This window comes from Fulvimarina fulva (assembly GCF_039652615.1).
GTDB lineage: Bacteria > Pseudomonadota > Alphaproteobacteria > Rhizobiales > Rhizobiaceae > Fulvimarina.
In genome coordinates, this window is sequence record NZ_JBDJAC010000017.1 from 41,774 (window position 1) to 62,521 (window position 20,748).

Annotated in this window: 14 protein-coding genes and 3 pseudogenes; 15 read left to right on the plus strand and 2 right to left on the minus strand. The window is 61.8% G+C overall.

Going from position 1 to position 20,748, the window contains the following annotated elements:
* Positions 1-36 precede the first annotated feature (36 nt).
* On the minus strand, positions 37-987 hold the full coding sequence (locus ABDX79_RS17915; RefSeq protein WP_346221677.1) for an alpha/beta hydrolase: 951 nt from the start codon (positions 985-987) through the stop codon (positions 37-39).
* Between the two features lie 456 nt (positions 988-1,443).
* Here ABDX79_RS17915 and ABDX79_RS17920 point away from each other — a divergent pair, with 456 nt between their 5' ends.
* The 15 genes and pseudogenes from ABDX79_RS17920 to ABDX79_RS17990 all read left to right on the plus strand — a co-directional run bounded on the left by ABDX79_RS17920 (position 1,444) and on the right by ABDX79_RS17990 (position 18,843).
* Positions 1,444-2,628 carry a PP2C family protein-serine/threonine phosphatase gene (locus ABDX79_RS17920; RefSeq protein WP_346221678.1) on the plus strand — a complete coding sequence of 395 codons (1,185 nt, stop codon included), beginning with the start codon at positions 1,444-1,446 and terminating at the stop codon, positions 2,626-2,628.
* Positions 2,625-2,963 carry an STAS domain-containing protein gene (locus ABDX79_RS17925; protein WP_346221679.1) on the plus strand — a complete coding sequence of 113 codons (339 nt, stop codon included), beginning with the start codon at positions 2,625-2,627 and terminating at the stop codon, positions 2,961-2,963. Before ABDX79_RS17920 ends, ABDX79_RS17925 begins: the two co-directional genes overlap by 4 nt.
* A gap of 3 nt (positions 2,964-2,966) precedes the next feature.
* Entirely contained in the window at positions 2,967-3,389 is a 423-nt protein-coding gene (locus ABDX79_RS17930; RefSeq protein ID WP_346221680.1) for an ATP-binding protein, read from the plus strand.
* A 21-nt stretch (positions 3,390-3,410) separates the two neighbouring features.
* Positions 3,411-3,899: a putative pterin-binding protein gene (locus tag ABDX79_RS17935; RefSeq protein ID WP_346221681.1), complete on the plus strand. Its 489-nt coding sequence runs from the start codon at positions 3,411-3,413 to the stop codon at positions 3,897-3,899.
* Between the two features lie 28 nt (positions 3,900-3,927).
* A complete protein-coding gene (locus tag ABDX79_RS17940; RefSeq protein WP_346221682.1) occupies positions 3,928-6,468 on the plus strand; it encodes a hybrid sensor histidine kinase/response regulator in 2,541 nt (846 codons plus the stop codon).
* A 69-nt stretch (positions 6,469-6,537) separates the two neighbouring features.
* Positions 6,538-8,142, plus strand: a complete 1,605-nt coding sequence (locus tag ABDX79_RS17945; protein WP_346221683.1) for a DUF3131 domain-containing protein — start codon at positions 6,538-6,540, stop codon at positions 8,140-8,142.
* Positions 8,139-9,302, plus strand: a complete 1,164-nt coding sequence (locus tag ABDX79_RS17950) for an acyltransferase (RefSeq protein WP_346221684.1) — start codon at positions 8,139-8,141, stop codon at positions 9,300-9,302. Before ABDX79_RS17945 ends, ABDX79_RS17950 begins: the two co-directional genes overlap by 4 nt.
* Positions 9,303-9,323: 21 nt before the next feature.
* Positions 9,324-11,147 carry a glycosyltransferase gene (locus ABDX79_RS17955; RefSeq protein ID WP_346221685.1) on the plus strand — a complete coding sequence of 608 codons (1,824 nt, stop codon included), beginning with the start codon at positions 9,324-9,326 and terminating at the stop codon, positions 11,145-11,147.
* Positions 11,144-12,469 (plus strand): DUF3131 domain-containing protein, encoded by a 1,326-nt coding sequence (locus ABDX79_RS17960; protein ID WP_346221686.1) that lies wholly within the window; start codon positions 11,144-11,146, stop codon positions 12,467-12,469. The genes ABDX79_RS17955 and ABDX79_RS17960 overlap by 4 nt, the downstream gene beginning before the upstream one ends.
* Before the next feature lies 1 nt (position 12,470).
* A complete protein-coding gene (locus ABDX79_RS17965; RefSeq protein ID WP_346221687.1) occupies positions 12,471-15,140 on the plus strand; it encodes a peptidoglycan-binding domain-containing protein in 2,670 nt (889 codons plus the stop codon).
* Positions 15,141-15,151: 11 nt separating this feature from the next.
* Positions 15,152-15,910 carry a hypothetical protein gene (locus tag ABDX79_RS17970; RefSeq protein ID WP_346221688.1) on the plus strand — a complete coding sequence of 253 codons (759 nt, stop codon included), beginning with the start codon at positions 15,152-15,154 and terminating at the stop codon, positions 15,908-15,910.
* Positions 15,911-16,198: 288 nt separating this feature from the next.
* Complete coding sequence (locus ABDX79_RS17975; protein ID WP_346221689.1) at positions 16,199-16,948, plus strand: sensor histidine kinase; 750 nt, start codon at positions 16,199-16,201, stop codon at positions 16,946-16,948.
* 69 nt (positions 16,949-17,017) lie between these two features.
* A pseudogene (locus ABDX79_RS17980) lies at positions 17,018-17,143 on the plus strand (IS5-like element IS711 family transposase); the annotation flags it as partial.
* Positions 17,144-17,318: 175 nt separating this feature from the next.
* A pseudogene (locus ABDX79_RS17985) lies at positions 17,319-17,750 on the plus strand (transposase); the annotation flags it as partial.
* Positions 17,751-17,807: 57 nt separating this feature from the next.
* A pseudogene (locus ABDX79_RS17990) lies at positions 17,808-18,843 on the plus strand (IS481 family transposase).
* Between the two features lie 246 nt (positions 18,844-19,089).
* Here ABDX79_RS17990 and ABDX79_RS17995 read toward each other — a convergent pair.
* The gene (locus ABDX79_RS17995) at positions 19,090-20,631 is read right to left on the minus strand and encodes a DNA cytosine methyltransferase (protein WP_346221691.1); all 1,542 of its coding nucleotides are present in this window, start codon (positions 20,629-20,631) and stop codon (positions 19,090-19,092) included.
* Positions 20,632-20,748: the final 117 nt, after the last annotated feature.

The following is a 20,748-nucleotide window of genomic DNA, read 5'->3' on the forward strand; positions in this document are numbered from 1 at the left end:
TCGGGGAAAGCGAATGGTTCGGAAGAAGAGCGGCACTCAGCGCCTGAGGACATCGGCCAGGAAGGCGAGCGCTCCGGGAAGGCTCGATCGCCAGTAATCCCAGTCATGGCCACCCTCGCGGATCATGAAGCGATGGGCGACGCCGCGTTCGAGCAGCATCATGTGCAGGTCCGCATTGCCCCGGAAGAAGGGATCTTCCGAGCCACAGTCGAAATAGTGCTGGACGCTGGCGATCTCCTCAGCCGGAACCTTTGCAGCGAGCTGCAACACGTCGTTCTCGCGATATTCGTCCGTGAGGCGGGCGCGGCCCGATAGCCCGACGCCCCAGGCCCTGCCGTAGCGCCGGTCGTAGCCGGCCTGATCCATGGAGACGATGTCATCTTCGGTGCGGAACGAGCCGCTAAGGACCGCCGATCCCGCGAAGAGTTCGGGAAACTTGATGGCGAGCGCGGAGGCCGCGTGTCCGCCCATGGAAAGCCCCAGAACGGCGCGGCCGCGCTTGTTGTCCCTCACGCGATAGGCGGTCTCGACGTGCTCGACGAATTCGCCGACAAACATGTCCTCCCAGCGATAGGCCCCGTCGGCATCGTTCATGTAGTAGGTGTCGTGGTCGGCATTCTCATGCCGCCTGCCGTCCACGGAGACCGCGACCACCGGCGGCATCTCGCCCGCTTCGATCATCCGGTCGAGAAGCCGTGCGGCTTCCCCGTAACGGAACCAGTCCTCGTCTCGCCCGTCCCAGCCCCCATGCATCATGTAGAGAACCGGAAAGCGTCGATTGCCCTCGTCATATTCCGGGGGAAGATAGATCGAATACTGAACATCCTTGCCGAGAACCCGGCTGTGCATGCGCCGTTCTTCGAGAACAGTGCCGCGCTCTGCGGCGAAAAGCGGCCCCGCCGAAAAGACAAGGACAAGCATCGTCAAAAAGATCAGGGTCAGACACCCGATGGCTCGGGATTGTCCGATCGCTACAAGCCGGCTCATGGCGTGATGCCTCCGTTTGGTCGGTTCTTCTCGGGATGTTCATCTTTGCGCAAAAAAGCAAACGCGATCGATCATGCGACCTAGATGGCTCTTCGAGACGATATCTTGTCGATGATGCTTGTACGCCGACAGTAACGGCGACTGCATAAAACGGTAAGTTCCATTTATTAAAAAGCGGTGAAGTGGCAAAGGTTAAAATTGCCTGAAGCCGCGGCAGCGTTCGCGGTAACGACTTCTTGAGGCTAGCGTGAAAAAGCGGCCGCCGGAGGCTTGGTCGTCGGACATATTATAATCTTTGTTTACGACTTCGGGCGAGTTTTCGAACACCGGTCCGGAGATCGGAAAGGCGAGAAACGGCAAGACCGCTCGTCTTCAGGTCGCCGGCCTTTATTGGTCAGCCCGGCTCGCCCAAGCGCCGTCACCCCCCTGCCCGCGCGCAGCAACGAGATGATAATCATGAAAATAGTCGTAGCCGATGACGATATGAGCCAGCGCCTCTATCTTGGCGCTCTCTTGCGCATGGCGGGCCATGACGTGCTCGACGCGGAGGACGGAACGAGCGCGCTCGACCTTCTGGCCCGCACCGATGCGGCGATGTTGATCTGCGACGTCGAGATGCCGGGCATCGACGGGCTGAGCCTCGCATCGAGGGTACGTGAGGCGGCATTCGGGCGCTATGTCTACATTCTCATCGTCACCGGCGCGGAAACGTCCAGCGGCCAGCTTGGCGGACTGAAGGCGGGCGCGGACGACTTCATGACGAAGCCGGTCGATCGCGCTCTGCTCGATCTGCGCGTGGCGGCAGCGGAACGCTATGTCGCCCATGAAAGCGAGCTTCAGGCGAGCCATGCCTGCCTCGCGCGGACCTATCGTGCGCTCCAGGACGACCTGGAGGCCGCGGCCGCGGCCCAGCGCCAGCTCTTGCCGGAGCCGGTGGTCCGAAAGGCCGGTTACCGGTTCACCTCGCGCCTGATGCCGTCGAGCTTCGTCTCCGGTGACGTCTTCGGCTATTTCGACGCCGGCGAGAAAAAGGCCGGCTTTTATTCGGCGGACGTGTCCGGTCACGGTGTCAAGGCAGCCCTGACGGCGGCCGCTCTCGCCCGCCTCGTCACCGAAAAGGACTTCGGCGACGGCAGCGAGCGGGAAAGAGGCGACGGCGATCCGGACTCGCTCTCCCGGCTCGCCGCCTCCCTCGACCGCCGTTTCCGCTCCGAGACCGAGGATGCGACCTATCTCACCCTTTTTGCCGGCATCCTCGGCGAAGACGACGACGTCATGCGGTTCTGCCAGGCCGGCTATCCCTCGCCTCTGATGCTGCGCGCGGACGGAAGCGTCGAGCGGATCGGCTCAGGCGGCCTTCCCGTCGGGCTTGTCTCCGGCGCGACCTTCGAGACCGAGACCGTCGCCTTTCGGCCAGGCGACCGGATGCTCGTCTTTTCCGACGGCATCGTAGAGGCCGAATGCCCTAGTGGAGAGGCCTTCGGGGAAGATCGGCTCGCGGCCTTCTTCGCCGACAACGCAGCGCTTTCCTCATGCGAACTTCTCGACGGACTGGCGGAAGCCTTGCGCGCCCACGCGCGCCAGGACGGGTTCGACGACGACATCACCCTCATCGCGATCGAAAAGGAGAAACCAGAATGATCACGACGACCATGTTCGGCGACCTGACAGTGGCCCGCCTCGACCATCCGCGCCTGATCGCCGCCAACGCGCCGAACTTCCGCAAGGACGTTCTCGACCTCGTCGATCAGGGGCATAGCCGCCTCGTCGTCGATCTTAGCGGCGTCTCCTTCATCGATTCCACCGGTCTCGGCGCACTCGTCGCGCTCTTCAAGCATATCGGCATGCGCGGCGACCTCGCCATCGCCGGCCTCACCCCGCCGGTCGCGCAGATGTTCAAGCTGACGCGGATGGATCGGGTGTTTCGGATTTACCGGACCGTCGAGGAATCGCTCGACGGCCTGAAAGCGGCCTGAGCCATGGCGACCCTGGCTGCCTACACGGTTGAGGCGTCGCTTGAGGCGACCGACGCCGCGACGGTCCGCCTCACCGAGACAGCCAGCCGCTTTCTCGGTGAGATCGGCCTTATAGGGTTCGAGCTCGCAGCCTCCGAAGCGCTGACCAACATCGTACGTCACAGCTATGGAGGCTCTTGCGCCGGTACGATCGGCGTCACCCTGGAGACGTCGCCCGAAGACCTCACTCTGACGCTCAGTGACGAAGGCCGCGCTGCCCCGCCCGGCCTCTTCGAAAGACCCGCCGCGCTCGACCGGGTCGACCACCCGGTTCCGCGCGAGGACGGATGGGGGATCGGGCTCCTGCACCAATGCGCGCAGTCGGTCCGCTACCGCCGCGAGGCCGAGTTCAACGTCCTCGTCCTCACATTCCAGACCCAAAACTAGAAGGAAACACTGATGCTTCGCATGAAAACCCTGACTCTTGCCGCGATGGCGGCGGCCTTTGGCCTTGCCCTTGTCCATCCAACCGCCTCCATTGCCCGCGGCGGCCCGCAATTGCCGCTCGAAATCGAGGCCGGCACGAGCGAGGCCATCGTCCTCGACGGTGAGGCGCTGGCCGCCCTGCCGACGACCGGCTTCGAGACGACGACGCCCTGGACCGAAGGACCGACGCGGTTCGAGGGCGTTCCGCTCAGCGTCCTCATCGACCGGTTCGGGATTCAGGGCGAGACGATCGAGGCCACCGCCCTCAACGACTATTCGGTCACGCTGCCGGCCACCGACGAGAACGGCTTCGATCCGCTGGTCGCCTACAAGGTCAACGGCGAATACATCTCGGTGCGCGACAAGGGCCCGTTCTGGATCGTCTATCCGTTCGATTCCGACGATCGCCTTGCGAGCGAAGCCTATTATTCGCGCTCGATCTGGCAGCTGAACCGGTTGAGTGCCCGCTGAGATGAGCGCGGCCCATCAGCAAAGACCGATGCGTTGGTGGCGGGGCAAAGAACTCCGCCGCCTGCTGACGGCGCTGGTGATGGGCTCGCTCGCCTTCACATTGATCGTCCTTCTTGCTCAGCTTTCCCAGAGCTTCTCCGAATTCCGGAAGGCCCCCGCGCAGAACTTCCAATGGATGGCCTACCAGCTCGGCAAGGAATATGATCGGCTGCGGATCGTCGCGCGGGACAACAGCGACGATCTCGAAGCGATCGACGCCAGTCTTCGCCTGCGCTTCGACATTCTGATGAGCCGTTTCGCGCTTCTCGATGCGCCCGCCTTTTCCGCATTCGATCAAACGATCGAACTTGATCCTATCCGCCGCGATCTCGATGCGCTCGACCGGTTTCTGTCGCAGACACCGCTTCTTGACCGCGCGGCGCTGGACGACATCGACGCCGACCTTTCCGAGGGCCGCGCGGCCATCGATCGTCTGATCCTCGCGGTTCTCCATCATGTCGGTGAACTCTCCGATCGCCGGCGCGCCGAAATCGAGCAAACGATCGTCTCGTCCGTCCTCGTGTTCTCGCTTTTGTGTATCGCGCTTCTCGTGACGCTGCTTCTTGTCTCGCGTCAGCGCGCGCGGCTTCAACAACGCGAGGCCGATCTGGGTGAGACGACCCGGACCTTGAGCGATGCCCAGCGGATCGCGCGGCTCGGCAGCGTGACCTACGATGTGTTGCTCGACCGGCTCAAATGCTCGAGCGAACTGTCGCGCATCTGCGATATCGCTACGGACGACACCTTGAGCGCCAGAAGTCTCCTTCGGCGCGTCCATCCCGAAGATCGCCATATCGTCTTCGAGCTGATCCGTTCCTCGATCCGCGCGCGGCGAACCGAGGAACCTGTCGAACGCGATTTCGAAGTGAGGCTGAAGGACGCCTGCGGTTCGATCCGCCATGTCAGGGGCGCCATTGAGGCTCGCTTCGGGCGCTTCGACGGCCAGACATCGCTTACCGCGACGCTGCAGGACGTGACCCGCGAGGTCGCTTCCGTCCGGGCCCTCGAAGCTGCCCGCGACGAGGCGGACCGGGCCAACGGTGCAAAGAGCGAGTTCCTGGCGATGATGAGCCACGAGCTTCGCACACCGATGAACGGCGTTCTTGGAATGCTTGATGCCTTGAAGGACGACCATCTGACGAAGCCGCAGGAAAGGCTCGTGACGGTTGCCCATCAGAGCGCGAAGGCGCTTCTCACCATTCTCAACGACATTCTCGACATGTCGAAGATCGAGGCGGGCAAGCTGGTTCTGGAGGAAAACGTCTTCGAACTCCATTCCATGGTCGGCGTCGTCGGCTCGCTCTATCGGCAGGAGGCCGAGAGCAAGGAGATCACTCTCGACTGGCACATCGACAATACCTGCCCGAACTGGCTCGTCGCCGACGGCGTGAGACTGCGCCAAGTGCTTCTCAATCTCGTCAGCAATGCCGTGAAGTTCACCGCGAAGGGCGGCGTCCATATCCGGGTGCGCGAACTGACGAAGGACGAGAGCGGCCGCTCGGTTCTCAGGATCATGGTTACCGACAGCGGCGTCGGCATTCCGGACGAGAAGCGGAACCACGTCTTCGCGCCCTTCGACCAGCTGGACCGTTCCTATACACGCAGGTTCGGAGGAACGGGGCTGGGTCTTGCGATCTCGAAGACCCTCGTCGAACTGATGGGCGGCACGATCGATTTCGAAAGCGAGGTCGGCTTCGGGACGACCTTCTGGTGCGACATCCCCTTCGCCAGAGCCCTTGCGCCCGAACGCCTGACCTCGTTCGAACAATCCGCACAGCCGACAGGCCTCGACATCCTTGTCGCCGAGGACGACGCGACCAACCAGCTCGTTGCCCGCCTCGTTCTCGAAGCGCTCGGCCATCGGCCCACCATCGTCGCCGACGGCCATGCCGCCGTCAGCTTCGCGGCAAAGACCCGTTACGACGTGATCCTCATGGACATCTCCCTGCCGGGGATCGACGGGATCGAGGCGACGCGGCAGATCAGGTCCGGCGACGGTCTTTCGAGAGAGACGACGATCTTCGCCGTCAGCGCCCACACCATGGCTTCCGATATCCAGAACTGCCTTGAAGCCGGCATGAACGATTTCGTCAGCAAACCGATCGACCGGGCAAAGCTTGCCGGGCTCCTCGGGACCATACCGACGCCCGACGGAAGCGTCGGAACCGAGCCGCCGAGCGACGCACCATCCTCGGCCGCGATCGTGGATCTTGAACGTTTCCAGCGCCTGCCGATCCTTGCGAGCGAGATCGGCGAGGAGGCCATGACGGCGCTCGTCGCGGCCTGCGTCGCCGATCTGAAGAAGGCTCTCCGGAAAATGACGGATGCAAGCGCGGGTAACGATCCGGCCGCCCTGCGCAAGGCCGCGCACTCCGTTCGGGGAATCGCCGCGATGATCGGCGAGGAGGATCTCATCGCCGAGGCGACCGGGGTGATGCAGGCGGAAAGCCTCGCGATTTCAGGCAGTAAGCCTTTGGAAACCAAGATTTCGACCACGTTGAAAGACCTTGCCGCGATCACGAACGCGTGAGGAAATTGGTAAGGAGTCAAAATCAATATGGCTGATAGATCGTAAGACATACGACACCGGAGTATCCCCATGAACATGCGGCAAAAGCTGCTCGCAGGCGCTGCCTGCGTGCTGGGCGCTATTATTGTGACTGGCGTTCTGGCCAATACGACTCCCGAACGTCTCGAGCGGCAGGGAATCAAACCGGCCCAGACCGATCCTTTCGCCGCGCCCTCAGGGCTCGGGCGAAACGGCGCCCTGAGCGAGCGCGAAATGGAGATGGCGCGGGCCGCCTGGAAATATTTCGAGGTCACCTATCAGGAGACGACCGGCCTCACCAATTCGGTCGGCGCCTACCCCTCGACGACCCTCTGGGACACCGCATCCTATGTCGGCGGCCTCGTCGCCGCCCATCAGCTCGGCATCATCGACAAGCGCACCTTCGACGACCGCGCGATGAAGCTGATCGGCACGATCCGCAAGCTCGACCTCTTTCGCGGCGAACTGCCGAACAAGGTGTACCACACCAAGACCGGCGAGAAGGTGAACTATGCCAACAAGCCCGGTGAAGTGGGCTTCTCGGCGCTCGATATCGGCCGCTTCCTCGTCTGGATGCGGATCGTCAAGGAGCGCTATCCCTATCTCGCCAACGCCATCGACAATGCCCTCCTGCGCTGGAACTACTGCAACGTCATCGACGAGGACGGGCAGCTGAACGGCTCGATCCTCGGCAAGGACAAGGAGACGGTCTACGTCCAGGAGGGGCGTCTCGGCTACGAGGAATACGCCGCCAAGGGTTTCGAACTCTGGGGCTTCGACACGCGCCGGTCGCTCGCGGTCAAGCCGTTCGCCTTCACCGACATCTACGGCGTCGACGTTCCCTACGACCCGCGCGACCCGCGCGTCTTCAAAACCAAGAACTCGGTGCTGATGGAGTCCTATCTTCTCGACGGGCTCGAGATGAACTGGGACACGCCTCAGGACCGCACCGGCGAGAAGGACGTCGCCACCCACGGATGGCGCGCGGAATTCGCCTCGCGCGTCTATCTCGCCCAGCAGCGTCGCTTCGAGGAAACCGGCATCCTGACGGCCCGCTCGGAGCATCAGGTCAACGGCAGCCCGTACTTCGTCTACGACACGATCTACGGTAACGGCTATGCCTGGAACACGCTCGACCCGTCAGGCGTCTACCAGCCCGATCGCGCCGCCGTCGCGGCAAAAGCCGCCATCGGCATGTGGGCTCTTTGGGATACCGAATATTCCGATCGCCTGTTCGATGCGGTGGCCGATCTCTACGATCCAGAAAAGGGATTTTACGAGGGGATCTACGAGAACGGCGACGGCAAGATCCCGCTGCAGACCGCCAACAACAATGGCATCATCCTCGCTGCCCTTCTCTACAAGGCGCAGGGGCCGATCCTGCAGTTCAAAAACACCGACACCCAGTACTGGGACGTCGCCTTCGAGGACATGGCCCTTCGCAAGGACCGCTGCCTGCCGAAGCGCAAACCCGCACCGAACGAGGGCGCGCGCCCGACGATTATGGAAGCGGACTTCAATATCTGCCGTCCAATCCCCGGCGAGACCGGCATCGCGGCCACCGATTGCACGGTCGCCAATCTGCGCCGCCGTCCCATCGGCTCCGATGTCGAGCCGGCGTCCCCCGATCTCGTTGCAGAAGGAAGCGAACAGTGAGCGGCGTCTCGTCCAATGCCAACCGGATGACCTGGTTCGACGCGAACCGGGCCTGGGCCGCCATCGGCGTTGTTCTCATTCATTCGACGACCGATGCCGCCGGCAAGGCTTTCGCGGCCTATGAGCCCGGCGAGCGGATCGTTCCGACGCTTCTGCGCGCTTTGGCAGAGCTTTCGGGCTCGGAGATGTTCATCGTCTTCTCCCTGTTCCTGCTTGCGTCCAAGCTTGATCGCCGACGCCCCGAATATGGCGAGGCGATGCGCGATCAGGCGCGCCGGCTTCTCGTCCCCTTCGCCTTCTGGGCGGTGTTCTACGCGTTTTTCAAGTTCGTGAAGGCGTCGGCCTTCGGCTATTCAGGCGCGATCGCGAGCCAACTCGCCGAGCCTTCGTCCTGGGCCTCCTATCTGGTCCTCGGCTCCTCGCAATATCACATGCACTTCATCCCGACGCTCTTCGCGCTGATGCTGTTCTATCCGGTGATGCGCGTTGCGATCCGCTATCCGATGTTCGGGCTCGCGCTCTTTCCGATGCTCGGCGCGATGGAATACATGCAGGGCTTCGTCTGGGGATATGTCCAGGACGACTATTTGCGCTCCTACATCGTCCGCGCCGTCAAGGTTCTCGGCTATGTCGGCTACGGCTTCGCGACCTTCGCGGTCTTCAGCCTCCTGCGCGATGGCATCCCGAAGGGCGAGTCGAAGCTGATCGGCCGGATCTCGGTGTTCTTCGCACTCTTCTGCCTCGCAGCCACCCTTCCCGATGCCTTCCGCGCCGCCGAAGCCGGCTCCTATCAGGTGCGCCAGGGCTGGGGCTTCTACGCCCACTTCCTGATGCCGCTTTTCGTCTTCGCCTTCTTCATGGGCCGCCAGCATGCCGAGTGGTCGCCGATCTGGAGCCGCGCAGCGAAATATACTTTCGGCGTCTATCTCACCCATCCAATCTTCATCGATCTCTACGACATCGCCCTCGTCAAATCAGGCCTTTCGGTCTCGCCGACGACGATGGTGCTGACGAAGTTCGCCTTCGCCCTCGCATCGGCTTTCGCCGCGGCGAAACTCCTCTCGAAGATCCCGGCGCTCGCCTGGACCGTCGGTCTCGGACCGCTTCCCTTCTCGACCCGGACCGCGCCGCCACGCGCGCTTCCCGCGGCCCGAGCTTGACGACCCTTAGGATCTCGAACCATGGCCTTCTATTTCGAACGCTTCGAGGATCGGCGACCGCCCGAACCCTTGCAGCACGACGAGCGGCGGCAGCTTCTCTTCCAGTATCTGATCGTCTTCTGCCTGGTCCTCGGCGCATCCTATCTCTGGTGGCGCTGGACGGCGTCGCTGAACTACGATGCGCTGTGGTTTTCCGTGCCCGTCGCCCTTGCCGAAACCTGCGCCTATTTCGGCCTCGTCCTCTTTGCCTACAATCTCTGGTCTGTCGACGATTTCGAGATCACCGAAGGCCCCGCAACGATCGGCGAATGCACGGCGGAGGCCGACGATCCGGACCGTCAGGTGTCCGTCGACGTTCTCTTTGCAACCTATAACGAGGACCCGGAGCTTGTCCGGCTCGGCATCCGCGATGCCAAAGCGATGCGCTATCCGCATCCGATCGAACTCAACATCTACGTCCTCGACGACGGCAAGCGCCCCGAGATGGAAGCGGTCTGCGTGGAAGAAGGGATCGGCTACATCACGCGACGCACGAACGAAGGCTTCAAGGCCGGCAATCTGCGCAATGCGATGGACCATACGAGCGGCGACTTCCTCGTCATCTGCGATGCCGACACACGGCCCTTCCCTACCATGCTGGAGCGCACGCTCGGCTATTTCAAAGACCCGAAGGTCGCCTGGGTGCAGACGCCCCAATGGTTCTACGACCTGCCCGCTGGCGAGCGTCTCGACGTAGTGCTCGAAAAGCCGCTCGGCAAGGCCGGCGCCGTCTTCGGCCGCGCGGTTCAGAAGGTCTTCGGCGAGATCCGGGTCGGCGAAGACCCGTTCGTCAACGATCCCCAGATCTTCTACGACGTGATCCTGCGGCGACGGAACCGGCACAACGCCTCCTTCTGCTGCGGTGCGGGCTCGATCCACCGCCGCGAGGCGGTGATGGAAGCGGCCCTCAGGGCCTTCGGATCCCAGATCGATGCGGCCGTCGACCGCGCCGAATGCGAGGTCACGGTGGAAAGCCGCGAGCGGGACATCTCGCCGGATCTCATGGAAGCCATCCGCAGCGAGGCTGCGATCTCCGAGGCCGTGACGCCCTACAAGTTCCATGTCTCAGAGGACATCTACACCTCGATCGTCCTCCACTCCGACCGCGAACGCGGCTGGAAGTCGGTGCTCCATCCCCATGTGGAATCGAAGATGCTGTCGCCGCAGGATCTTCTCACCTGGACGATCCAGCGCTTCAAATATGCCGGCGGCAGTCTCGATATTCTCTTCAACGACAATCCGATCACGCGCTCGAAGATGACGATCGGTCAAAAACTTCTCTACGCGTCGACGTTCTGGTCATATCTTGGCGGTATCTGGAACACGATCTTCCTTCTGGCTCCGATCGTCTATCTCTTTACCGCGATTGCGCCCGTCGATGCTTATACCGGCGAGTTCTTCCTGAAGATTCTGCCGTTCCTCGTCTCCATGGAACTCGCGATGATGATCGGGATGTGGGGTGTCGCCGGCTACAAGAGCAAGGCGAGCTACATCGCCTTCTTCGCCATCAATCTCAAGGCCCTGTCCGCCGTCGTCACCGGCAAGAAGATCTCCTTCCCGGTGACACCGAAGGACCGACAGGGCGGTCGTCATCTGCGCCTCGTCTGGCCGCATCTGACGATCACCGCCTTCACCCTCGTCGGCATCCTCTTTGCCTGTCTCGCACTGGCGTTGGGGTCCGAGGCCTACACGCTCGGCGGCGTTATCGCCAACGGGTTCTGGGGCCTCAACAACATCCTTGCTCTGTCGGGCATCGTCTATGCCGCCCTGTGGCAGCCCGACGCCGAATACGGAGAACTCGCATGACCTTTCTTCAGAACCTTAAAAAAGGCCGCAGCCAGCTCGTCTTCGTGGGTGCGCTCCTTTCGGCCTCAGCCCTGATCCTCGTTCTCGAAAACCGGGGCGTCGACCTTCAGGAGGCACCAGCCATACCGAGGATCAACGCGGTCATCGCCAAGGCCAATCCACTCCCCGTCGCAGAGCCTCGCAAGATCTCCCAGAAGGAGTACGAACAGGCGCGCATCGCCTGGAAGTATTTCGAGAACAACACCAACGCCGAGACGATGCTCGTCAATTCGGCGAACGGCTACCCGTCCACCACGATCTGGGACACGGGGTCCTATCTCATCGGCCTGATCAGCGCCCATCGCCTGGGCATCGTCGATACCCAGGAATTCGACCACCGCATGAAAGGCGCGCTCAACTCGATCGCGAAGCTCGAACTGTTCGACGGCGTCTTGCCGAACAAGGCCTATGACGTACGCACGCTGAAGATGGCGTCCTACGACAACAAGCGCGACGAGCGCGGCCTCGGCTGGTCGACCCTCGACGTCTCGCGGTTTCTCGTGCCGCTCGCCTATGTCCTTCGGAACCACCCGGAGCACGCGGGCTCGGTGGAGACTGTCCTGTCGCGCTGGGATTTGAGCCGTCTCGTCAAGGATGGCGAGATGGTCGGGACCGCCGTCAAGGACGGCGAGACCGTGCTGCGCCAGGAGGGCCGTGTCGGCTACGAACAGTATGGTGCGAAAGCCATGATGATGTTCGGGCTCGATGCGGTGCAGGCGACGCAGGCCGGACGCAATGCCGATTTCCGCGAAATGCGCGAGGTCGATCTTCCGGTGGACAAGCGCTCCATGGGCGGCGGATCGGCGTTTGTCACCAGCGAGCCCTACATGCTCGACGGCCTCGATTTCGGCTTCGATTCGATCTCCCATGCTTTGGCGAGCAACGTCTACCAGGTTCAGGAAAAGCGCTTTCAGGAGACCGGTATTCCGACCGCCGTCAGCGAGAGCCATATCTCCGAAGCGCCCTATTTCGTCTATTCCACCATCTGGGGCGGTGGCGACGAATGGGCCGTCATGCGCCTCGACGGCACCCGCTACGACGAAAAGCGGACCTTGAGCACCAAGGCGGCCTTTGCCTGGGATGCACTTTTTGCGACCGACTACACCAAGACGCTCGTGCGCTCGATCAACACGCTCGCCGACCCCGAAAAGGGCTGGATGGAGGGCCGTTACGAGCTCGACGGATCGCCGAACACTTCGATCACCTGCAACACCAATGGGGTCGTGCTTGCGGCGATCGCGTTCAAGGAGTTCGGTCCCCTCATGCGCCATCGGGTGAAGTAAGATGAGCCACCGGTCCCGCGTACGCCATTCGACGGCATTGTCAGGGGTGTTGGCGCTCTGCCTCGTCGCCGACGTCGTTCGGGCGGACGGCAGGACCGAGCTCTTCGACGTTGCCAAACCCTTCGCGCCCGGCGCGAAGGTGGAAACGACCGACGCCTCGGCGGCAATGTTCTGGGGCAGCTACCAGATCGGCCATCTTGGCGGTCGGCGTTTCCGGATCTTCCCGGACGGATCGGCTTCCATCGGGCTCGGCCCTGCCCTCGACGAGGAGCGGGTGGATGTTGCCTGCGACAGCGAGACGAAGACCTGCCGCATCTCACGGTCAGACGCATCCGATCTCGTCGTCACGCCAAAGGACGGCTACAAGCTCGACCGGGCGGCCTACGACCTTCCCTCCCTCGATATCGCGAAGGGGTTTGCCAGCGAAGTTCTGGCGGTCTACGCCAAACCGAAAGCCGAGAGCGCGCCGGTCGCCGAGAAGGAGACGAAGAGCGCCTCCGCCGCAAAGGGCGAAAACGAAAAAACGAACAAGCCGAACGCCGAACCGGCGTCGAAGGGCAGCGCAGACCGGAAGATGGTTTCGCAGACGCCGAAGCCATCGCCGGAGACGCACGCTTCGAAACCGATCGAGCTAGCGAAGACTAAAGACGTGGCAAGCCCAACGACCGCGAAGTCGGACACGTCACCGAAAGCGGACACCAAGGAGCCCGCGAAGGACGACGCCGTCGCTGCGGCCGATCAAGCGAAACCCGGCACGAAGCGCGACGACAAGCCGGCGCAGGCACGCGCCGGCACGGTTGCAACCGATTGCGCGCCCAAAACCGCGAACGCAAAGCCTGCGCCGCAAGCCTTGAAAGCACCGGCAAAGGCCAACACGGCCGAGAAGACCACAGCCAGGAAGCCGGCCCCGACAAAGCCCGCTGCCACACAGCGAGAGTGTGCGCCCGAGGCGCCGTCGAAGACGCTCCCCAAGGCACCGGGCAAGTTCGCCGAAAGCGCAAAGTCCGCCATCGAGACCGCCAAGACGATCGATCTCGCCGTGCTGAAAACAGCGGAAAAATCGATCATTATCGAGGCTGCGAAGCCGTCTGGAGAAACCTCGCCGGGAGCGGAAAGAAAAGAGGCGACGGCTCCAAGTGAAAGCAAGCCGAACGCAAAACAATCAGTCGCCTTGAAGACGGCGAATGCGCCGGTCAAAGTCACCCAAGCTGCCGTGCCCGATAAGTCGGAGAGCGAGACAAAGATAGCCACCGCAGCGATCAAGCCCGCCGCGACGAAAGCGACGCGTGACGTGGTCGCCATCACAGGCGGAACGGCGGGCACTGGCGCGCCAGGCATTGTCGTTCTCGACAGGAAGCTGGACGCGAAGCCAGCGAAACCCGTCGCGATTGCCAAGGGCGGGAGTGCGCCGAAGGCAGAAACCGTCGAGGCGAAGACTGAGCAGCCAGCGTCTTCTCCGGTCGCCAAGCCGGCTTCGTCCACACCGGGCAAACCGAAGGCTGCGCCAGCCAAACCGAAGGCGGCGGCCGTAAAGCCGAAGCCCGCTGCAAAAACCGATCGGCCGATCGAACCAGCGGCGCCCGGCATCGCGGCGGCGGATTCTCTTCTGACGAAGATCGTCGCCAGTGCACCGACAGTCGAGCCAATTGACAATCGCCCCGCCGCCGCGGGACTGGATCAGGCGATGATCGAGGAGATCGCCCGGCTTCTGCGCGAACTCTCCGCAAAAAAGCCTGCCGTAGCCGTGCCCTCCACGGCCGCTCCGACGCCCAGCGATGCGCGGGTTCTGGTCGAAATCGAGGTCAAGAACGCCAAGTCCCTCGAGGAAAAGACGACCGCTGCCGCCGCACCCTCTGCAACCGCGTCGAAGAGCGCTCCGATCGATCCCTCGACCATCGGGTTTATATCGATCACCCAGCGCGAGCTGAAGCGGATCGGTGCATTCTCCGGTCCCGTCGACGGGCAACTGAACGATGCCACCGTCGCGGCAATCGAATTGTCTGAAACCCTCTCCGGCCTCGAACGTACAGGTCGTCCGAGCCTTGCTCTTCTGGAGATCCTCGCCGTTCGCGCCGATGCGAGACCCAAGGCGCAGAGCAACGCTCGGCCGGTCACCACGCAGAAGCCGTTTGCCGATACGAAAACCGAAGTGAAAGCGAAGGCTAAGGGAAAGCCGGCGGCAGCCCCGACCGAGGCCGCCGCTCCGAAGGACAGGGCCGCGCTAGAACCGGCGGCCGGAAAGACTGACACGGCCAAGAAGCCAGCCGCCGCCAAGCCGCGCTCAACCCAGCCGAACAAGGTCCAGTCACACCCGGATCGGTCAGTTCCTGGTGAGTCAGGCACAGGTGAACCGGGCAAGTCCCAGCCGCTCGCAGGCCCGGAGCGCAGCCGCATGAATTCGGCGGTGCTTGCCTTGAAACCGGTCGAAGCTCCCGAGAAGCTGTTGCCGGCCGTGAAGCCATCGCCAGCGCCGTTGTCGTTCGATTTAACGTCGCCGACGCCGGTCGAGGATGCATCCGCCGAGGGTCAAGCCTCGCTTGCCGCCGTTCCGCGTCCGCGCTGGCGCCCGGACTTCGATCGGCTCAAAAAAAAACTGAAACGCTCTTTGGGAACGCCGGCACCGGCACCGAAAAAGCGCGACCCCTGGGCTTTTCTCGGTTCGCGAAACTGACCCGTGGACCAATGCCCGCCCCGCCTGCCAATTTCGCGGAAGCCAGTAGTCCCGCCATCCGGGAGCTGACGCGGTCGGCCCGCTTTCCGGCGCCTTTTTGCGCGGGCGATACCTCGCCTTATGTCGGCGGCTGGAAGAGCTGCAAGATCGCAGATGATCAGTCCATTTCGCTTCAGGTCGGCAGCCAGCAGAAGCACGCCTCGGCCATCGCGGCGGTCAAGGACCCCGCGGACCATCACATGCCGGACTATCTGTTCCTGACCGCCAATCTGAACGAAAGCCTGCAACTGGGATATTCGCTCTGGCAGAACGACAGCGATCTTGGCCGCGAAAGCGCCAAATGGGACGCCCTCAAGAGTGGATCGTTCAGCGCTTATTACAGGCCGCCCGCGAGCGCGCTGACCGAAGCGCTCGATACAAGAACGGACGGGCTCTCGCCCTGCAAGTTCGGTGCGTCGTACGCGCCTCGCTTTTTCGACCTGAAACGGCTGGGTACGGCGCGCAACAAGGCGCTTTTCAAGATGAAATGCGATTGGAAACCCACCGAGCGCCTCACGCTGTCCGCATCGGTCAACGTCTATCCGTTCCCCGAACAGCAGCAGCCCTGGAACTCCGATTTCGAATACAAAATCGAGTACAAGGTCACCGACGAGCTGAAGGTCGGCTTTACGGATTTTAGCGGCAACCGCTTCCCGTGGAAACGGACGAAGGACGAGACGCCGATCTGGTACGGCGGAAAACTCTGGGCGTCCTTCAAGCGAACGTTCTGAACGTCTGCGACGCGCCCCGTGTTGAACGGGAAGACCGGCCCCAACAATTGGCAGCTGCGACGTGTTCGGCCCGGCGCGGATCGAGCGCCGCCTTCGCGGCGACGTCACCCTGCAGACTATATATGTAGCTAGGAAAGCAATCGGTTAGAAACCGACCAGCAGCGCGCGTCCGAACCGAGCAAATAAGGAAATAGAAACTTTCCCTGATTATAAGAATTGTATATTAATAGCGCTCGTCGGAGTGCTGTTTTTACCCTCGAAAATCGATGGATTGCGGGATCAACGGGCATGACGAACATGGTCGAACAGCGGATGCAGGTCGAGGCGGGCGCCGCATCGGCTGAGTGGGCGAAGAACGAGTTTCTTTCGCTGATCGGCCATGAATTCAGAACGCCGCTATCGATCATATTCGGCTACTCCCGGCTGCTGAGTGCGAAACTTGCCTGCGATTCTGAAAAGAGAATGGCCGCCAGTATCGCCGACAACGCGAAACATCTGACGGACATCTTCAACAATATCATGCTGTTCGTCGACGCGAACGCGACCTTTTGCGATATGAAGACTGAACGCGTGAGTCCCTCGGATTTGTTGGAGACGACGATCCGGTCCATCGAAGAAACGAGGCCAACTTCAGCGATCCGTATTCATTGCGAGACAGATCCCGACCTGCCGGAGATATTTATCGACGAGGAGAGGATTGGCATCGTCTTCAAAACGCTGCTCACCAACGCCCTTATCCATGGCGGCCCGAATATCAAGGCAACCTTGAAGCGAAGCGCCGACGACCAGATCGTCTTTTCGGTCGAGGATGACGGACAGCTGTCGGCCGACTCCCGCGAGGAACTTTTCGAAGCGTTCCGGTGCGTCGGAGAGACCTCGACGCGCCGATCGGGCGGTCTCGGGCTCGGCCTGTCGCTTTCCGAAAGGATCCTCTTCGCCCATGGCGGTTCGCTGTCGGTATCGGTCGGGCATGGCGCAACCGTCTTCACCGCGACGATCCCAGCTTGCGGGTCGTTCCAAGCCCACGCGCCGCGTTGAAATGCGTCTGCATTCAAGGATTCCACTGTTGCTGTGAGTTCGGCTCAAGATCGCGAAGGGCGCGAGATGTTGAGCAAACGAACCCTGACCGATCAGCAGCAGGCACGGTTCGAAGGCCTGTTTCCGGGAAAGCAAAGCGACCTTGGCCGCAGCGGCTTCGACAATCGGCTGTTTGTCGATGCAAATCTTTGGATGAATGGCCTCGAATGCAGCACGTAGGCGCAAGCTTCCGCCTGCTCTCAGAGCCCATCCCGAAATGAGTTCCGCGATTCCAGTAGGTTGTGATTCCGTCTTGTCGTCAACCGAGATGGAGCCAGAGATGCCTAGAGCCTGTTATGAATCGGTTTTGATGGTTTTGCGTTGATTGAGCATGTCAGATTATCGCTCATCTTACCCGACCGACGTTTCCGATGAAGAATGAGCTGTCGTCGCGCCCTGTCTTCGACTTCTCGACGAAGAAGTCGGCCAGCGCGACCACGACCTTCGCGAGGTCTTCAACGGGTTGCGATGCGTGGTGAAGACCGGCATCCCATGGCGCTTTATGCCGCATGACTTGCCGCCGTGGGCGGCTGTCTATCAACAGATGCAGCGCTGGCTCGCGGCGGACTGCTTTGTCGACATCGCCGGCGATCTGCGCGCCGTCCTGCGCATGGCGGCAGAACGCGAACCCGATCCGTCGGCGGCGGTTCTGGACAGTCGCACGCTCCGCTCCTCGCCCGAAAGCGGCGAACGGGCCGGATACGACGGCGCAAAGCGTAAGAACGGCTCGAAGATCCATCTGAGCACGGATACGATGGGATATCTGTTTGATCCCAGGTTTTGATGGTGCAATCTTCTCACACGAGTGGAAGGAAGCACTATGGGTCAGGTTCACCACGGGAGCGCCACGACGACTGCGGCAGTCCGTCGAGCGATACAGCATAGTCAAGAGAGCCTGAGGGCGCTTTCCAGTCCCTACGGGATCAACCCGAAGACCGTCGCCAAATGGAAGAAGAGGACCTCAACGGTTGATCGCCGAACCGGGCCGAAGGAGCCCCATTCCACGGTCCTGTCGCTAGAGGACGAGGCGGTCGTCGTTGCCTTTCGCCGCCATACGCTATTGCCGCTCAATGACTGTCTCTATGCCATTCAGCCGACAATCCCGCATCTGACGCGGTCATCCCTGCATCGATGCCTTCAGCGCCACGGCATCTCGCGGTTGCCGGACGTTGAAGGCGACAAGCCCAAGCGATCCCAGTTCAAGCGCTATCCGATCGGTTACTTCCATATCGATATCGCCGAAGTTCGAACCGAAGAAGGCAAGCTCTACCTGCTCGTGGCGATCGACCGGACCTCGAAGTTCGCCTTCGTCGAGCTGCATGAGAAGGCGACGCGACGTGTTGCGGGAAACTTCCTGCGGGCTCTCGCCGCTGCCGTTCCATACAAGATCCACACCGTCCTGACCGACAATGGAACGCACTTCACCGATCCTTCGGGGAACGGATGGACGCCCGAGGACATCAAGGCGATGCGAGCGGAAAAGGTCCTCTTCCGATGCCATGCCTTCGAGGGCGCCTGTGCCGATCTCGATATCGAACATCGTTTGACGAAGCCGCGTCACCCATGGAGTTCGAGGGGACAAGAAAACGATCCAGTGAATCGTTTTCCCCGAGAACGGCCAGGTCGAAAGAATGAACCGAACGATCAAGGACGCGACCGTCAAACGATTCCACTACGACAATCACGACCAACTTCGGCAGCACCTCACGGACTTCGTCGCAGCCTACAATTTCGCGCGTCGTTTGAAGACACTACGCGGCCTCACCCCCTTCGAGGCCATCTGCAAAGCCTGGACAGAAGAGCCGTTCAGATTCATTCATGATCCACACCACCAAATGCCGGGACCAAACAGCTAAGCCAATAAAAGGAACTTACTTTCGTCCTGGCAATGCTGCAAACGAATGTCGGATTTCGGATCGCCCTCCCGCGCTGCTTAACGACCGCGATGGGCGCAGAGCGGAAATGATTTCCCAGTCTTGCTCCGAATGCATCATCAGCATCGCACAGCTTGACCCAACTACCAGATCCTCGTGCTCAAACTCGCTAATCGGATATTGCTCAGATCAGCTTGCACCCAAACGACGCGTTCGGCATCGGACGCGTCAGTTCATCCAGACAAGCGCATCGTCGTCTTCCATCGCTTCGCTCGCAGCTTGCAGGCTTCGAAGATCCAGCGCCCGAGCCGGGCGAGGCCGGTCGATCGGAAGTTGGGTCCGCACGGCCCCGGTGGGCACCCTGTTTTGAAGGCTTCGCCTGCGCAGTGCATTCAGCGGTCGCATGGCTTGTGTGAAGAGGTACCCACCATGGTCGACGGTTTTTCCTGTGAGAGCCGAGGCGATCGCACATCCAAGGAGCCGCGCCACCGGAGGCGGGAAGGCGTTGGCGATTTGTTTGTAGACCGCGACGTGTCCTCCGGCGAAGGGCCACAGGGACGGGAAGCCCTGAAGCCTGGCGCACATCGCGTTCGTGATCTCGACGGGTCCTTCGTGGTCTTTCTTCGGAAGCTCCCGTCCAATCCGGGTTCCGACGAACCCCATCTCTTCCCAGACCTCCCGCGCGTGCTGCTGACCGAGATCCGCCCCGCACTTCTTGTCGCTGCCACCAGTCAGTGTAGGCGCCGGAACGGCCATGCCCGCCAGATCTTCTTCCGACGGGTTCCAGCCTTTGGCGCGGAAGAAGTCGAGCAATTCACCGTCGACAGTCAGGGGCTCGGACACATAGTGAGGAACGGTCGCGGTCGGCCAGACGAAGCGCGCCATGACATCTCTGTCCCGGAAGCCGACGAGGATTGAGCGGACCCGGTTCTGCGCCACACCGAAATGCGTCGCGGTGACCTTCCGCCACTCGGTCGTATAACCCATCCGCTTCAGACGGGCCTGAATCTGAAAGCGGTCGTAATCGAACGGTGCATGGAACAGCCCCTCGACGTTCTCGATGAGGATCGATCGGGGCTTCACGTGCCCGACCAGACGCAGAAACTCCGGGAACATGTCGCGCTTGTCCGAAGAGCCGCCTCTCTCGCCTGAAATTGAGAAGGGCTGGCATGGCGGACCGCCAGAAAGGAGATCGATCGGACCGAGTTCGGCTCGATTGGGTTTGTAAGAGCGCACGTCCGTTTCGATAACATGCTCGCTCCCGAAAGCAGCGCGCAGCGTTTCGCAGGCATGGGGCAGGTATTCGACGAGCGCAGCGTGACGGAATCCGGCCTGTGCGAGCCCAGCCGCCATGCCGCCTGCGCCCGCAAAGAGTTCGAGAGCGGTCAGGTCGTGCTTGTACGGGTGCTCGAGACAACCGAGTTTCGAAGCGGGACGAGCGACGAAAGCTGCGGACTGAGTGGCACTCGTGTAGTCCTCCTTGCTTTCGGGTTCGGCGTGATCTTCCTCCGTGACCTCAAGCGCGACCGCAAAATCGCCGTCCGCCCAGCGTCTCAGCTTCCCAACGGGCGAACCTGCGTCGCCGTCTTCGCCGATAAGGTAGGATGCGATCGGTAGAAGACGTGCAGCCTCCGAAGCAAACTTGCCCCGATCCTCGTCCGAGCATTCCGGAGAGAGAACGGCCTGCTCCAGCGCCTCGATCTCCGACATGAGACGGTCGGCGCCGCTGCGGGCCGCGCGCTTCAATACGCTGGCCGCCGTCTTGGTCACGTCCGTCAAGCTGGTGTAATTTTCTGGGTGGCCTGAGGTCATGATCAGGCGGCTTTCATGGTTGTGATGGTGAGGATCGGATCGATCTCCTCCTTGTCGATCTCTGCGAAGGCCTCG

Coding starts and splice junctions, on each gene's coding strand:
- ABDX79_RS17915 (WP_346221677.1), bottom strand. CDS start 987: ATGAGCCGGCTTGTAGCGATCGGACAATCCCGAGCCATCGGGTGTCTG.
- ABDX79_RS17920 (WP_346221678.1), top strand. CDS start 1,444: ATGAAAATAGTCGTAGCCGATGACGATATGAGCCAGCGCCTCTATCTT.
- ABDX79_RS17925 (WP_346221679.1), top strand. CDS start 2,625: ATGATCACGACGACCATGTTCGGCGACCTGACAGTGGCCCGCCTCGAC.
- ABDX79_RS17930 (WP_346221680.1), top strand. CDS start 2,967: ATGGCGACCCTGGCTGCCTACACGGTTGAGGCGTCGCTTGAGGCGACC.
- ABDX79_RS17935 (WP_346221681.1), top strand. CDS start 3,411: ATGAAAACCCTGACTCTTGCCGCGATGGCGGCGGCCTTTGGCCTTGCC.
- ABDX79_RS17940 (WP_346221682.1), top strand. CDS start 3,928: ATGCGTTGGTGGCGGGGCAAAGAACTCCGCCGCCTGCTGACGGCGCTG.
- ABDX79_RS17945 (WP_346221683.1), top strand. CDS start 6,538: ATGAACATGCGGCAAAAGCTGCTCGCAGGCGCTGCCTGCGTGCTGGGC.
- ABDX79_RS17955 (WP_346221685.1), top strand. CDS start 9,324: ATGGCCTTCTATTTCGAACGCTTCGAGGATCGGCGACCGCCCGAACCC.
- ABDX79_RS17960 (WP_346221686.1), top strand. CDS start 11,144: ATGACCTTTCTTCAGAACCTTAAAAAAGGCCGCAGCCAGCTCGTCTTC.
- ABDX79_RS17965 (WP_346221687.1), top strand. CDS start 12,471: ATGAGCCACCGGTCCCGCGTACGCCATTCGACGGCATTGTCAGGGGTG.
- ABDX79_RS17970 (WP_346221688.1), top strand. CDS start 15,152: ATGCCCGCCCCGCCTGCCAATTTCGCGGAAGCCAGTAGTCCCGCCATC.
- ABDX79_RS17975 (WP_346221689.1), top strand. CDS start 16,199: ATGACGAACATGGTCGAACAGCGGATGCAGGTCGAGGCGGGCGCCGCA.